This is a genomic window from Curtobacterium sp. AG1037, assembly GCF_003349855.1.
GTDB lineage: Bacteria > Actinomycetota > Actinomycetes > Actinomycetales > Microbacteriaceae > Curtobacterium > Curtobacterium citreum.
The window spans coordinates 193,958-208,166 of the sequence record NZ_QQAO01000001.1; the positions used below are offsets into that span (position 1 = coordinate 193,958).

General features: G+C 71.0%; 11 protein-coding genes. 5 read left to right on the forward strand and 6 right to left on the reverse strand.

Going from position 1 to position 14,209, the window contains the following annotated elements; genetic code table 11:
- Positions 1-409 precede the first annotated feature (409 nt).
- Genes DEU32_RS00925 through DEU32_RS00935 form a run of 3 tightly spaced genes read right to left on the reverse strand, consistent with a single transcriptional unit; the run spans position 410 to position 4,469 of the window.
- Positions 410-2,596: an ABC transporter ATP-binding protein gene (locus DEU32_RS00925; RefSeq protein ID WP_114848956.1), complete on the reverse strand. Its 2,187-nt coding sequence runs from the start codon at positions 2,594-2,596 to the stop codon at positions 410-412.
- The gene (locus tag DEU32_RS00930) at positions 2,547-3,485 is read right to left on the reverse strand and encodes an ABC transporter permease (RefSeq protein ID WP_114848957.1); all 939 of its coding nucleotides are present in this window, start codon (positions 3,483-3,485) and stop codon (positions 2,547-2,549) included. The genes DEU32_RS00925 and DEU32_RS00930 overlap by 50 nt, the downstream gene beginning before the upstream one ends.
- A gap of 3 nt (positions 3,486-3,488) precedes the next feature.
- Positions 3,489-4,469, reverse strand: a complete 981-nt coding sequence (locus DEU32_RS00935; RefSeq protein ID WP_058741465.1) for an ABC transporter permease — start codon at positions 4,467-4,469, stop codon at positions 3,489-3,491.
- Between the two features lie 244 nt (positions 4,470-4,713).
- Here DEU32_RS00935 and DEU32_RS00940 point away from each other — a divergent pair, with 244 nt between their 5' ends.
- On the forward strand, positions 4,714-6,432 hold the full coding sequence (locus DEU32_RS00940; protein ID WP_114848958.1) for an ABC transporter family substrate-binding protein: 1,719 nt from the start codon (positions 4,714-4,716) through the stop codon (positions 6,430-6,432).
- A gap of 133 nt (positions 6,433-6,565) precedes the next feature.
- On the opposite strand, the gene DEU32_RS00945 is transcribed toward DEU32_RS00940, so the two are convergent.
- From DEU32_RS00945 to DEU32_RS00960, 3 genes are all read right to left on the reverse strand, one after another.
- Positions 6,566-7,120, reverse strand: a complete 555-nt coding sequence (locus DEU32_RS00945) for a hypothetical protein (RefSeq protein WP_141860575.1) — start codon at positions 7,118-7,120, stop codon at positions 6,566-6,568.
- A 272-nt stretch (positions 7,121-7,392) separates the two neighbouring features.
- On the reverse strand, positions 7,393-7,872 hold the full coding sequence (locus DEU32_RS00950; protein WP_114848960.1) for a peroxiredoxin: 480 nt from the start codon (positions 7,870-7,872) through the stop codon (positions 7,393-7,395).
- A 337-nt stretch (positions 7,873-8,209) separates the two neighbouring features.
- Positions 8,210-8,959 carry a CPBP family intramembrane glutamic endopeptidase gene (locus DEU32_RS00960; protein ID WP_114848961.1) on the reverse strand — a complete coding sequence of 250 codons (750 nt, stop codon included), beginning with the start codon at positions 8,957-8,959 and terminating at the stop codon, positions 8,210-8,212.
- A 125-nt stretch (positions 8,960-9,084) separates the two neighbouring features.
- Here DEU32_RS00960 and typA point away from each other — a divergent pair, with 125 nt between their 5' ends.
- The 4 genes from typA to DEU32_RS00980 all read left to right on the forward strand — a co-directional run bounded on the left by typA (position 9,085) and on the right by DEU32_RS00980 (position 14,200).
- Entirely contained in the window at positions 9,085-11,007 is a 1,923-nt protein-coding gene (gene typA / locus DEU32_RS00965; RefSeq protein ID WP_058741470.1) for a translational GTPase TypA, read from the forward strand.
- Positions 11,008-11,115: 108 nt separating this feature from the next.
- The gene (locus DEU32_RS00970; protein ID WP_114849174.1) at positions 11,116-12,309 is read left to right on the forward strand and encodes an amidohydrolase; all 1,194 of its coding nucleotides are present in this window, start codon (positions 11,116-11,118) and stop codon (positions 12,307-12,309) included.
- 108 nt (positions 12,310-12,417) lie between these two features.
- Complete coding sequence (locus DEU32_RS00975; RefSeq protein WP_114848962.1) at positions 12,418-12,957, forward strand: hypothetical protein; 540 nt, start codon at positions 12,418-12,420, stop codon at positions 12,955-12,957.
- Positions 12,958-12,976: 19 nt separating this feature from the next.
- The gene (locus DEU32_RS00980) at positions 12,977-14,200 is read left to right on the forward strand and encodes a PIG-L family deacetylase (protein WP_114848963.1); all 1,224 of its coding nucleotides are present in this window, start codon (positions 12,977-12,979) and stop codon (positions 14,198-14,200) included.
- The last annotated feature ends 9 nt before the right edge of the window (positions 14,201-14,209 follow it).

Sequence of the window (14,209 nt, forward strand, 5' to 3'; positions counted from 1 at the left end):
GCGCGCCCCGCGATGAGCCGAGCGGGCGGTTCCTGCGGGGCGACGGGCGTCCCGGCCGCGGATTCCGCCCGCTCGCGCGCGCCGGGCGGAACCGTGTGCCGAGCGGGCGGAAGGTGTCACGCGGTTCGGGCGAACGTGACGTGTACCGCCCGCTCGCGTGCGTGGGATGACCGCGCGAGCCGAGCGGGCGGAATGCGCGGCGCGAGGAGCCGCTGACGCGCGGATTCCGCCCGCTCGCGCGGGGCGCGGGGAGCCGGTGCGCCGAGCGGGCGGAACGTGTGGCCCGGTCGTCGCGAGCGTGACGGCTTCCGCCCGCTCGCGGTCCACGGCCGAGCGCGCGCGGGCACGTGCAGACGCCGGACGGGAGGCACGTGGCGCGGCCGCCACCTGCCTCCCGTCCGTGGGTGGCTCAGACCGCGGCGGTCGCGTGCTCCGTGAGCAGGTGCTCCTGGTCGGTCTGCACGCAGGCGACTCCGCGGCCCGCGACGTCCTGCAGGTGCGGGTCGACGGCGCGGCACTGCTGCTGGCGGCCCTCGTCGAGCAGCTGGTAGAGCGGGCACCGGGTGCGGAACCGGCAGCCCTCGATGCGCTCGGTGGGGCTCGGCAGGTCTCCCCGCAGCAGGATGCGTCCGCGGGCTGCCTCGGCGGAGGGGTCCGGGACGGGGACCGCCGACAGGAGCGCCCGCGTGTACGGGTGCTGCGGGTCGTCGAAGACGCGGTCGCCCTCGCCGTACTCGACGATGCGGCCGAGGTACATCACGGCCACGTCGTCGGCGATGTGCCGTACCACCGACAGGTCGTGCGCGACGAACAGGTAGGACAGGCCCAGGCGGTGCTTGAGGTCCTCGAGCAGGTTGATGACACCGGCCTGGACGGAGACGTCGAGCGCGGAGACCGGCTCGTCGAGCACGAGGATCTTCGGCTCGACGATGAGCGCGCGGGCGATGCCGATGCGCTGCCGCTGGCCGCCGGAGAACTCGTGCGGGTATCGGTCGATGTAGCTCGGCTCGAGTCCGACCAGCTCGAGCGCGTCACGGACCCGGCGGCGGATCTCGTCCTTCGGGACACCGTGCACGGTGAGGGGTTCGCCGATCACCGAACCGATGTCGAGCCGCGGGTCGATGGACGCCATCGGGTCCTGGAAGACGACCTGGATGTCGCTCCGCAGGGCCCGGCGGTCGCGCTTCGAGAGCGTGCCGGTGTCGACGCCGTTCACCCGGATGGTGCCCTGCTGCGCCCCGGCGAGCTCGAGGATCTCCATGATCGTGGTCGTCTTGCCGCAGCCGGACTCGCCGACGAGCCCGAGGACCTGCCCGCGCTTCAGGGTCAGGGAGATGCCGTCGACGGCGTGCACCTCGCCGATGCGCCGACGGAAGACGGCACCCTTGGTGAGCGGGAAGGTCTTGACGACGTCCTGGAGTTCGAGGACGACCTCGTCGCCGTGGTCGATGGCGGCCTCGGGGACGTCCTCGGGGCGGGGGAAGATCTCGGAGCGGGCGAGGGTGCCCGCGGCGATCTCGTCGCGACGGATGCACGCGGCGGTGTGGTCGTCGAGGAAGGTGCCGTTCGTGATCGTCGGCGTGGTGCCGGTGAGCACGGGGTTGCCCGCCGCGGCCGGGACGGTGGGCGCGAGCAGTGCGGGCTCACCGTCGCGGCAGGCGTCGATGACGGCCGGGCAGCGGTCCGCGAACGGGCACCCGGTCGGCCGGGCGGTCAGGAGCGGCGGGCGGCCGTCGAGCGGCACGAGACGCTCGGTCCGTGCCGAGGTCATGTTCGGCATCGAGCGGAGCAGGCCGATCGTGTACGGCATCACGGGCTCGTGGAAGAGCTCGTCGACCGGCGCGGTCTCGACGATCCGTCCGGCGTACATCACCGCGACCCGGTCGGCGTTGCCCGCGACGACCCCGAGGTCGTGCGTGATGAGCACGACCGCGGCGCCCGTCATGTCCTTCGCGGTCTGCAGCACGTCCAGGATCTGCGCCTGGATCGTGACGTCGAGCGCCGTGGTGGGCTCGTCGGCGATGATCAGCTTCGGGTCGTTCGCGATCGCGATGGCGATCATCGCGCGCTGGCGCATGCCGCCGGAGAACTCGTGCGGGAAGGCGTCGAGCCGGCGGGCCGGGTTCGGGATGCCGACGGCACGCAGGAGCTCCTCGGAGCGGACCCGGGCGGCCTGCGTGGTGAGGGCCCGGTCGTGCAGCTTCAGGCCCTCGGCGATCTGCTGCCCGATCGTGTACACGGGCGTCAGCGCGGACAGCGGGTCCTGGAAGACCATCGCGATGTCGCCACCGCGGAGCCGTGACATCTCGCGGTCAGTGCGGCCGACGAGCTCCTGGCCGTCGAATCGAATGCTGCCCTGCACCTGGGCGGACGACGGCAGCAGGCCCATCACGGCCATCGACGACACGGACTTGCCCGAACCGGACTCGCCGACGATGCCGAGGAACTCGCCCTGCTGCACCGAGTAGTCGACACCCCGGACCGCGTAGACCGGCTTCGTCCGCGGGTTGAAGGTGACGGACAGGTCGGAGACGGTGAGCAGCGGCTCAGTCACGGTTGGCTCCAGAGGTGGGGTCGATGGCGTCGCGCAGGGCATCGCCGAGCAGGCTGGTCGACAGGACGGTCGCGACGAGGGTCGCGGCCGGCAGCACGAACAGCCACGGACGGGTGACGGCGGACTGGCTCCCGGCGGCGAGCAGCGTGCCGAGGGACACGTCCGGCACCTGGATGCCGAAGCCGAAGAAGCTCAGGGCGCTCTCCGACAGGATCATCGCGCCGACGCCGAGGGTCGCGTCGATGATGAGCAGCGAGGCCACGTTCGGCAGGATGTGCCGGCGGATGATCGTCGACGACGGCACGCCCATGAACCGGGCGGCCTTCACGTAGTCGCGTTCGCGCAGCGACATCGTCTGCCCGCGGATCACGCGCGCCATGATCATCCAGCCGAAGATCGCCAGGCCGACGATCAGGGCCACCCAGCTGAGGTTCTTGAAGAGCGGGCTGAGGAGCACGAGCGCGTAGAACGACGGGATCACGAGCAGCAGGTCGATGCCCCACACCAGGGCACGGTCGACGAATCCGCCGAAGTAGCCGGCGACCGCGCCGACGATCCCAGCGATCAGGGTCGAGGCGGGTCCGGCGATGAGACCGATGAGCAGCGACTTCTGCAGGCCGACGAGCGTCTGCGCGTAGATGTCCTGTCCGATGTCGTTCGTGCCGAACCAGTGGGCGGCGCTCGGTGCGGCGCCGAAGGCCAGGCCGTCCGAGTCGACCGCGTTCCAGTGGTACAGGTACGGACCGACGAAGGCCCAGAGGATGATGAGCAGCAGGGCGCCACCGCCGATGCGGGCGCGCCAGGTGCCGAGGACCTTCCGCCAGAGCGGGGTGCGGCCGGACCGGACCTCGATGACGTGCGCGGGCGTCCCGGCGTCACCGCTGCCGGGGTCGCCGGCGGTGGTCGTGGTGGTGGGGTCGAGTACGGACACGGGTCACACCCTCACTCGCGGGTCGAGCGCGGCGTAGAGCAGGTCCGCGAGGGTGCCTGCGATGAGCACGAGGATCGCCGTGAAGAGGATCGTGCCCGCTGCCGCGTTGATGTCGTTGTTGGTGATGCTCTGCACGAAGTACTCGCCCATGCCGTGCCAGCTGAAGACCAGTTCGGTGATGCTCGCGCCGGTCAGGATCAGGCCGAACGAGTACGCGAAGAAGGTCGACATCGGGATGAGGGCGACGCGGACGCCATGGCGCATGATGGCCGATCCGCGCGTCCGGCCCTTCGACCGGGCGGTGCGGATGAAGTCGTTCGACAGGACGTCGAGCATCGCCGAGCGCTGGTACCGCGAGTACGAGGCCACGGCGCCGATCGTCAGCGAGATCGTCGGGAGCAACAGGTGGACGAGCCGGTCGCCGAGGACGGGGAAGAACCCGGTCACCCCCGGTGTGTACTCACCGGTGAAGCTGATGAGCTGCGTCCCTGCCGCGTTGTTCAGCGCGGTCGCGAGGATCATGAGCACGACGGCGATCACGAACACCGGCGTCGCGAGGACGGCGAAGGACAGGTACGAGGACACCTGGTCGGACGCCCGGTACTGCCGGACCGCGTTCCAGACGCCGAGCAGCACGCCGAGGATCGCGCCGAGCAGCGTGCCGATCACCAGCAGCCGCAGGCTCGTGCCGGACCGGGCGACGATGTCGGCCGTGACCTCGGTGCCGCGGGCGCTGATGCCGAGCGAGCCGTGCGTGACGAGGCCCACCCACCAGTCCCACGTGCGGACGAGCAGGGGGGTGTTCGGGTCGGCGCCGAGCTTGCGGAGCGAGGCGTCGATCGTGCCCTGTGGCACGGCGGGGTTGCGGCCCAGGAACCGGGATGCCGGGTTCAGCGTGGAACTGGCGAGCAGGTACCCGAGGGTGGTCGCGACGATCGTCAGGATGACGTAGTTGACGATGCGCTTCGCGATGAAGGCAAGCATGGACGATGGACCTCGCAGGGTACGGACGGCGTTGTCGGCGAGGAGAGCGTAACCCCATCCGTCGACGTCGTGGTGATGCGAAGTGACGCTATGCAACATGTGTTACGGCCGTGTTTCGATTCCTCGCAGGGACTCTTGTGGAGCCTTCTGATGTGGCTAGGGTTCTCAACCAAAGACGTGACGGCAGGGGCCGCCGACGTTCGCCAGCGCTCAGCGCGAACCACACCGAAAGGGGATCCTCGCGATGCGAATGAGGATCAAGAGCACCGCTGTGCTCGCCACCGCAGCCGCCGCAGCACTCGTGCTGGCCGGCTGCTCGGGCGGCGGGACGGCGGGGGAGAGCAGTTCCGCGGTCGCCCAGTCGTCGCTCAAGTCGACGGGCTGGACGACCGCGGACCGCAGTTCGATCAAGGACGGCGGCTCCCTGACGCTGCCGATCGACTCGGCTCCCGCCAACTTCCAGATCAACAACCTCGACTCCGGCACGGTCGACGACCAGACCATCGCCGGCGTGTACCTGCCCGGGTTCATCCAGTTCAAGGAGAACGGTGACTGGGAGGCGAACCCGGACTACGCCGAGTCCGTGAAGCTCACGAAGGACTCCCCGCAGACCGTCGAGATCAAGATCAACCCGAAGGCCGTGTGGTCCGACGGGACGCCGATCACCGAGAAGGACGTCGAGGCGAACTGGAAGGCCCTGAACGGGACCAACCCGGCGTTCGCGCCCCTCGCGACGAACGTCTGGGAGGACGTCGACTCCGTGACGCAGGGCTCGGACGAGCGCGACGTCGTCATCACCTTCAAGAAGGTCAACGCCGACTGGCCGAGCGTGCTCGGCGGGATCTACCCGTACTGGGCCGTCGACACCCCGGACCACTTCAACAAGGCGTGGGCGAAGGGCCCGTACGCGGCCGACGGGACGACGTACGTCTCGGGCGGCCCGTACATCGTCAAGTCGTTCGACGCGAACGGCGGCGTGCTCACCTTCGAGAAGAACCCGAAGTGGTGGGGTGACACCCCCAAGCTCGACACGATCGTCTTCAAGACGGTGTCGCGCGACAGCGTGGCCCAGGCGTACGCCAACAAGGAGTTCGACGCGTTCAACCTGAACGGCAGCGCCGACAACTTCAAGACCGCGAACAGCCGGTCCGACTCGAAGATCGAGCGCTCGCTCGGCACGACCCAGCGGCAGATCACGCTGAACGGCACGTCCGAGGTGTTCAAGGACAAGTCGGTCCGCCAGGCGTTCGCGCAGGCCATGAACCGTCAGGTCCTCGCGCAGGCGATCCTCTCGCCGGTGAAGAGCCCGGTGACCGTCCTGAACAACCTCATCTACCTCCCGGGGCAGAAGGGGTACCAGGACGACGCGTCGAAGGTCTACGGCTACAGCACCGACTCCGCGAAGAAGAAGCTCGAGGACGCCGGCTGGAAGATCGGCTCGAACGGATACGCGTCGAAGGGCGGCAAGGAGCTCGACGTCCGCTTCGTGATCCCGTCGGACAACCAGAACTCGGCCAACATCGCGCAGCTCGTGCAGCAGCAGACGAAGCTCGCCGGCTTCAAGGTCACGATCGACACGGTCCCGACCGACGACTTCTTCACGAAGTACGTCACGACGACCACGCGTGACTTCGACGCGACCTACTTCGCCTGGCAGGGCACGCCCTTCCCGGTGTCGTCCACGAAGTCGATCTACTACCCGGCCGACGCAGGCCAGAACTACACCGGCGTGACCGACGAGTCGCTCGGCAAGCTCTGGGACACCGCGAACGCCGAGCTCAACGCGAACGACCGGATCAAGGACGCGCAGAAGATCGACAAGGTGATCGTCGGCGTCGCCGGCACCATCCCGCTGTTCCCGGAGCCCTACGCCTGGGGTGTGCGGAAGGACCTGGTCAACTACGGTCCGGCGCAGTTCCAGCAGAGCTCCGTCAAGTGGCAGGACGTCGGCTACACGAAGTAGTCACGACCGCACCGAGAACCCCCGACGCCTCCGGGCGCCGGGGGTTCTCCCGTGTACGGCAGCTGGCAGCTGGCAGCTGGCAGCCGGCAGCCGTCGGCCGCAGCCGGCCGTCGCCTGGCGGCCGCCGACCCCCTCAGAGCCGCGCGCCCGCCATCGACGCGGCCACCCCGAGCACGATCATCCCGACCACCGACCAGCCGTGCGCTCGGTGCGTGATCACCGCCGGCACGACGGTCGCCGGAGGCGGGCCGTCCTGCACCACCGGCTCGGGCAGGAACGCACGCATCCGAGCGGCCGCAGCCTCCACGTCGAGGCGGGTCGTGCCTCCCGTCCGGTCCGTCGGCAGCACGCCCAGCCGAGCCGTCCTGCGTGTGGCGAGCCAGGTGCGGCGCACGCCCTCGCTCGAGACGATCTCGATCCCGTACTTCGTCCGGATCTCGGTGACGCGGCGCCAGTCGTAGGTGCTGGTCCGTCGGACGTCGACGACCTGCAGGTTGCCGTCGGTGCAGACGAAGCGCGGCCGCCACAGGACCGCGTACGCGACGAGCGCGATGAACAGGCTGGGCACCGGGGCGAGCCACGGGGCCCCGCCGCCGACCAGGGCGAGCGGCACGAGGAGCACGGCGACCGCCCAGAGGACGACGGCGGACAGACGCATGCCGGGGGCAACGATCACGGTGCGGGTCACCCGAGCATGGTAGGCGAGCGGGCAGTGGGACCCGCGCCGACGAGGCGGACGCGCGTACCGAGAGTGCCTCCCCGGGAACGTCCGGGGAGCGGGTGTGACACACCGGCGCGTATCTCCGGACGACCCGATTCCCCGGGGAGGCAAGTCCTGTGGACCTCTCGTGCATCCATGGTCACCGCGCCCCAGTTCGGGTGTCAATACCCGACCCCGGAACCTTCAGGAAGTCGCCACGCCGTTCCGGCACAGAACTCGCTGCCCCGGCGGTGCGCCCGCTACTCGACCAGCCGCTCGACCTGTTCGCGGATCGTCGCGGCCTTGGGGAACCGCAGCCCGACCAACCCGACGTGCCGCCACCGCAGCACACCGTCCGGTCCCACCAGGAACACCGACCGGCGCAGTCCGATCCCCGGAGCCTGCAGGCCGTAGGCGCGGACGATCCGTCCGGCGGGGTCGCTCAGCAGCGGGAACGTCAGCGACGCCCCGCGCGCGAACGCCTCGTGCGAGTCCAGCGCCTGCGGACTGATGCCCCACACGACGACACCGAGGTCCTGGAACCCGTCGAGCTCCTCCTGGTAGCTGCAGAGCTGTGCCGTGCAGACCAGGCTGGCGTCCCCGGGGTAGAAGGCCAGGACGACCGGTCGGCCGATCTCGGCGGACAGCGCGTACTCGCCGTCGGTGCGGTGACCGGCGCGGACGATCGTGCCCGGCAGGGTGAAGTCGGGAGCCGGTTCGCCGACCTCGGGGATGCTCATGCGCTCACGGTAGGGCCAGGTGCCCGGGAGCCAGCCGCAACCTGCGTGTCGCGGCCCGCTGGTTGGCCGGGCGGGCAGGCGGGCGGGCGGCCCGGCAGGCGGCGGGCTGACGGCCTGGAGGCACGGTGCCGCCCCGCCACGCGCCTCCCGCCCGGCGGTCGGTCGCGTCCGGCGCGTCGGTGGAGCAGAACACGTCGGGTCGCGCCCGCGGACCCGACGTCTTCTGCTCCACCAACACCGGCATCAACACCGGCACCAGCACCGGCACCAGCACCAGCACCAGCACCAGCACCGGCGCCAGCACCGACGCCGGCGCCGGTGCCCCGATCCCGCCGGGTCAGCGGAACAGGTGCGGGAACGCCGCGGCGACGTACGGGTACCCGACGAACACCGCCGCGTCGAGCAGGCAGTGCGTGATCACGAGGGGGAGCAGCCGCCCCCACCGGGTGTACATCCAGCCGAACACGATCCCCATCACGGCGTTCCCCACGAAGGCCCCGAAGCCCTGGTACAGGTGGTAGCTCCCGCGCAGGACCGCGGTGGACAGGATCACCTGCCACCGCCCCCACCCCAGCCCGCCGAGCCGCTCGTACAGGTAGCCGACCACGATGACCTCCTCCTGCAGCCCGGACCGGATCGCCGAGAGCAGCAGGACGGGGATCGTCCACCAGTACGTGTTCAGTGCCGCCGGGTCCACGTCCACCGTGAAGCCGAGCGCCCGGCCCGTGAAGTACAGCGCGAGCCCCGGGATCCCGATGCCCAGGGCGATGAGCGCCGCGCCGCCGAGGTCCGGGCGCACGCGGAACCGGTCGATGCCGAGCCGGGACAGGTGCGGGCGGGTCGTGCTCCAGAGCAGGGAGCAGACGAGCGCGACCGGGGCCAGGTCGACCGCGATGCCCAGGAGCTGCCGCGCCAGGTCGACGTACTGCACGGTCGTCGTCGACTGGTTGAGCGCCGTGGACTGCTCGCCGAGCGGGGTCGTCTGCGACAGGTCGTCGATGATCTGCAGGATCGAGTAGAGCGCGCTCCCGCCGAGCGACAGCATGAGGACGATCGTGATCTCGACCCACGTTCGCCGTCGGCTCATACGCTGTACTCCTCGTGGTTGCGAACTACCGGTAGACTGGCGTGTCGGGCGTTCTGCCCGCGGGTGCCATGTGTCCACGACGACCGGCCGCCCGATCTTCTCCGAACACTTGAAGGATGTCCTGTATGGCGCTCGCCACCCGGTCCGACCTGCGCAACGTCGCCATCGTGGCACACGTCGACCACGGCAAGACCACCCTCGTCGACGCGATGCTCACGCAGACCAACTCGTTCGACGCCCACTTCGAGGGCGAAGACCGCATGATGGACTCGAACGACCTCGAGCGCGAGAAGGGCATCACCATCCTCGCGAAGAACACCTCGGTGCTCTACAACGGGAAGCACGCCGAGGAGTTCAACCCGGGCGGTCGCATCACGATCAACGTGATCGACACCCCCGGCCACGCCGACTTCGGTGGTGAGGTCGAGCGCGGCCTCTCCATGGTCGACGGTGTCGTGCTGCTCGTCGACGCGTCCGAGGGCCCGCTGCCCCAGACCCGCTTCGTGCTCCGCAAGGCGCTCGCCGCGAAGCTCCCGGTGATCCTGCTCGTCAACAAGACGGACCGCCCGGACTCCCGCATCGACGAGGTCGTCTCCGAGTCGCAGGACCTGCTCCTCGGCCTGGCCTCCGACCTGGCGGACGAGGTCGACGACCTCGACCTCGACGCGATCCTCGACGTCCCGGTGGTCTACGCCTCGGGTCGCGCGGGCGCCGCGAGCCGCAACAAGCCCGAGGACGGCTCGCTGCCCGACAACGACGACCTCGAGCCGCTGTTCGAGGCGATCCTGCAGCACGTCCCGGCCCCGAAGTACGACGACGAGCACCCCCTGCAGGCGCACGTCACGAACCTCGACGCGTCGCCGTTCCTCGGGCGCCTCGCGCTGCTCCGCATCTTCCACGGCACCATGAAGAAGGGGCAGACGGTCGCGTGGGTCAAGCACGACGGCACCGTCGCGAATGCCCGCATCACGGAGCTCCTCATCACGAAGGCGCTCGACCGCTACCCGGCCGAGTCCGCCGGCCCCGGTGACATCGTCGCCGTCGCCGGTTTCGACACGATCACCATCGGCGAGACGCTGTCCGACCCCGAGGACGTCCGTCCGCTCCCGACCATCACGGTCGACGACCCGGCCATCTCGATGACCATCGGGACGAACACGAGCCCGCTCGTCGGCAAGGTCAAGGGCCACAAACTCACCGCCCGCATGGTCAAGGACCGTCTGGACCGCGAGCTCATCGGCAACGTCTCGCTCAAGGTGCAGGACATCGGCCGCCCGGACACCTGGGAGGTCCAGGGCCGCGGTGAGCTGGCGCTCGCCATCCTCGTCGAGCAGATGCGCCGCGAGGGCTTCGAGCTCACCGTCGGCAAGCCGCAGGTCGTCACGAAGCGTGACGAGAACGGCAAGCTCCTCGAGCCCTACGAGCACATGACGATCGACACGCCGGAGGAGCACCTCGGCGCGATCACGCAGCTCATGGCCGCGCGCAAGGGTCGCATGGAGAACATGACGAACCACGGCACCGGCTGGATCCGCATGGAGTTCATTGTGCCGTCGCGTGGCCTCATCGGCTTCCGCACGTCGTTCCTCACCGAGACCCGCGGCACCGGCATCGCGAACGCGATCTCGCACGGCTACGACGAGTGGGCCGGCCCGATCCAGACCCGCATCAACGGCTCGATCGTCTCCGACCGCGCCGGTGTCGTCACGCCGTTCGCCATCACGAACCTGCAGGAGCGCATGACGTTCTTCGTCAACCCGACGGAGGAGGTCTACGAGGGCATGGTCATCGGCGAGAACTCGCGCGCCGACGACATGGACGTGAACATCACGAAGGAGAAGAAGCTCACGAACATGCGTTCGGCGAACGCCGACTCCTTCGAGTCGATGACGCCGTCGCGCCAGCTCTCCCTCGAGGAGTGCCTGGAGTTCGCGCGCGAGGACGAGTGCGTCGAGGTCACCCCCGACCACGTCCGCATCCGCAAGGTCGAGCTGGACGCGCAGGCGCGCCAGCGCGCGTACGCCCGCCTGAAGCGCCAGGACGCGTAAGCAGGTCCGGCCTGGAGGCACTGCCTCCGTCCGACGGCCCGGTCACCGCAGCAGGTGGCCGGGCCGTCGGCGTCCGTGCCGTCCGTCCCGAGGGTTACGGTGGAGGGCGTGACCCTCGACCTCCTCTCCCTGTACCAGGACCTGCACGCCCACCCGGAGCTCGGCTTCCAGGAGCATCGCACGGCCGGCGTCGTCGCCGACCGGCTCGCCGAGCTCGGAGGGCTCGACGTCACCACGGGCGTGGGCGGTACAGGGGTCGTCGGCGTGCTGGCGAACGGGGACGGCCCGGTCGTCTGGCTCCGCGCCGACATGGACGGCCTGCCCGTCCAGGAGCGCACCGGACTGCCGTACGCGAGCACCCACACCGGGCGGGACGACGAGGGCGCCGAGGTCCCGACGATGCACGCCTGCGGGCACGACATCCACGTGACGTGGCTGCTCGGCACGCTCGGACGGCTCGTCGACACCCGCGATGCCTGGTCGGGCACCGTCGTCGCCGTGTTCCAGCCGGCGGAAGAGGTGATCTCCGGCGCCCGGGCCATGCTCGAGGACGGCCTGGTCGAGCGGTTCCCGAAGCCCGACGTCGTCCTCGGCCAGCACTCCGCGCCGGCACCGGTCGGCGTCGTCGCGGTCGGCTCCGGCCCCGTGATGGCGTCGAGCGACCGACTGACCGTCACGTTCAACGGCCGCGGCGCGCACGGCTCGGCGCCGCAGGCCTCGCTCGACCCGATCGTCACCGCCGCGAGCGCCGTCGTGCGGCTGCAGACCGTCGTCTCGCGCGAGGTCTCGCCGTCCGACGCCGGTGTCGTCACCGTCGGCAGCTTCCACGCCGGCACCCGGCCGAACATCATCCCGGACCAGGCCGTCATCGAGATCTCGACGCGGGCCCGCAACGAGGAGACCCGGGAGCGCATCATCGCGTCGATCGAGCGCATCGTGCGTGCGGAGAGCGACGCGGGCGGCCTCCCTGCCCCGACCATCCAGCGGGCGCCGGGGGCCGAGGTCACCGTGAACGACGCCGAGGCCGCTCGGCGCGTGCTCGAGGCGCTGCAGGGCGCGGTGCCGGACGCCCGCGACCTGGAGATCGGCCTCGCGATGGCGTCCGAGGACGTCGGGCAGCTCGCCACCGCGGCCGGCGTGCCGCTCGTGTACTGGTTCACCGGGATCACCGACCCGGAGCTCTTCCGTCGCGGCGACGACGTCCCGAGCAACCACTCGCCGTTCTACGCGCCGCAGGCCGAGACTGCAATCCCCGTCGGGGTCGACGCGCTGACGGCCGCGACCCGCGCCTGGCTGTCCTGACGCGCCCCACCCGCCGGGCGTGCCCCGCCGGGCGTGACCCGGTGGCGGGCAGGCAGGTTCCCAGGGAACGCACGCCGCGCCTCCCGGCTGTCGCCCTATGGTGACCGCATGCGTACGACCCGGACCCTGCTCGCCGCCGTGGCGGCGGGCATCACCCTCGCCGGTCTGACCGGCTGCTCGGCCGCCGACGTCCAGCAGGCGACCGCCCTCGGATCCTCGGTGGCCTCGAACGTCTCCGAGACGGTGCAGGGCATCGACGGCAAGGCGATCCAGGACGGGATGTCCTCGGTCGCGGGCGGCATCGACGGCGCCCTCGACGCGGCCCTCAAGGGCACGGGGGTGACCTCCGACGGCAAGGTCCCGGACGGGTTCCCGACCGCCGAGGTCCCGCTCGTCGACGGCACGGTCCTCGGCGGCGGCACGGGGCCGAACGGCTCCGGCTGGGTGGTGCAGGTCCGTGCGGGGTCGGTCGACGACTTCGCCGCGGCCGCCCAGCGCCTGGCGGACGCCGGGTACACCGAGTCCGCGAAGCGGGCGGACGCCTCGAGCGCGTTCGGGCTGTTCCGGAGCGACGCGCACCGCGTGGTGCTGACGTTCTCGAAGAGCGGGGACGGCGTCACCGCGACGTACATCGTCACCCCGCGGTAGCGAAGTAGCCTTGGCCCTGATGTCCAAGGTCCCCGCCACGCGCCCCGAGCGCGTCCTGTTCGTGCACGCCCACCCCGACGACGAGACCCTCGCCTCCGGCGGCACCATCGCCACGCTGCTCGAGCTCGGGGCCGAGGTCACCGTGCTCACCGCCACGCGGGGGGAGCAGGGCGAGGTGCTCGTGCCGGAGCTCGCCGGGATCGCCGGGGACGGCCCCCGCGTCGCCGAGCACCGCGAGACCGAGATCGCCGCCGCGCTCGCCGCCCTCGGCGGTCCGGCGCACCTGTGGCTCGGCGGACCCGGCGCGCGCCCGACCGACCTGGCGCCGCGGCGGTACACCGACTCCGGGATGCAGTGGGGCCCCGACGGGCGGGCGATCGCCGCCGACGACGCCCCGGCGGACTCGCTCACCGCGGCGGACCTCGGCGAGGTCGTCGACGACGTCCGGGCCGCGATCCGGTCGACCGGGGCGGACGCGGTGGTCAGCTACGCGGACGACGGTGGCTACGGCCACCCGGACCACGTGCGCGTGCACCACGCCGCCCGGTACGCCGCCCGTGCTGAGGAGGTCCCGTTCTCGATGATCGTCGACCCCGCGACGACGGAGCCCGACCTGACCGTGGACGTCGTGCCGGTCCGGGCGAAGGTCCGCGCGGCGCTCGAGCAGTACCGCTCCCAGCTGACGGTGGACCCGGCCGCGACCGACGACCCGCGGGCGCTGTCGTGGGTGATGCCGCACGGGGAGCGGCAGCACGCCCGCGACGTCGAGGCCTTCCGACACGACGCCGACCCGGTGCCCGAGACCCCGCAGACCTTCGCGGAGCTGTCCGGCCAGGGCAAGGCCGCGGCCGTCGTCGTGTCCGTGGTCGCCGGACTGCTCGCTGGCGCGCTCGGCACCGTCACCCACCAGCAGACGATCGGGGGCATCCCGGTCGGCATGGTCATCACGACGCTCGTCGTCGTCGGGCTCGTCGTCGGCCTCCGCCTGCTGTTCCGCTCCCGGGTCCTCGTCGCAGCCGCCGGCGTCGCGGTGATCGTCGCGACCCAGGTGCTCGTGTCGGTCGGCGGACAGTCGTCCCCGCTCGTGCTCGCGAACCCCGCCGGGTACGTGTGGACGTTCGCCCCCGCGGTCATCACGCTGCTCGCCCTCGCCTGGCCGGACCTGTCCGGACTCCGGGCCGCCCGGGCCGCCGCCGAGGCGCGGGACGGTGCGCGGTCAGGGTCGGCCCTGCCCCGCGAGTAGGATCGAGAG

Excerpts from the sequence above, each read along its gene's own strand:
- DEU32_RS00925 (WP_114848956.1), bottom strand. The coding sequence starts at position 2,596 with ATGCCCTGCGCGACGCCATCGACCCCACCTCTGGAGCCAACCGTGACT.
- DEU32_RS00935 (WP_058741465.1), bottom strand. The coding sequence starts at position 4,469 with ATGCTTGCCTTCATCGCGAAGCGCATCGTCAACTACGTCATCCTGACG.
- DEU32_RS00940 (WP_114848958.1), top strand. The coding sequence starts at position 4,714 with ATGCGAATGAGGATCAAGAGCACCGCTGTGCTCGCCACCGCAGCCGCC.
- DEU32_RS00950 (WP_114848960.1), bottom strand. The coding sequence starts at position 7,872 with ATGAGCATCCCCGAGGTCGGCGAACCGGCTCCCGACTTCACCCTGCCG.
- DEU32_RS00960 (WP_114848961.1), bottom strand. The coding sequence starts at position 8,959 with ATGAGCCGACGGCGAACGTGGGTCGAGATCACGATCGTCCTCATGCTG.
- typA (WP_058741470.1), top strand. The coding sequence starts at position 9,085 with ATGGCGCTCGCCACCCGGTCCGACCTGCGCAACGTCGCCATCGTGGCA.
- DEU32_RS00975 (WP_114848962.1), top strand. The coding sequence starts at position 12,418 with ATGCGTACGACCCGGACCCTGCTCGCCGCCGTGGCGGCGGGCATCACC.
- DEU32_RS00980 (WP_114848963.1), top strand. The coding sequence starts at position 12,977 with ATGTCCAAGGTCCCCGCCACGCGCCCCGAGCGCGTCCTGTTCGTGCAC.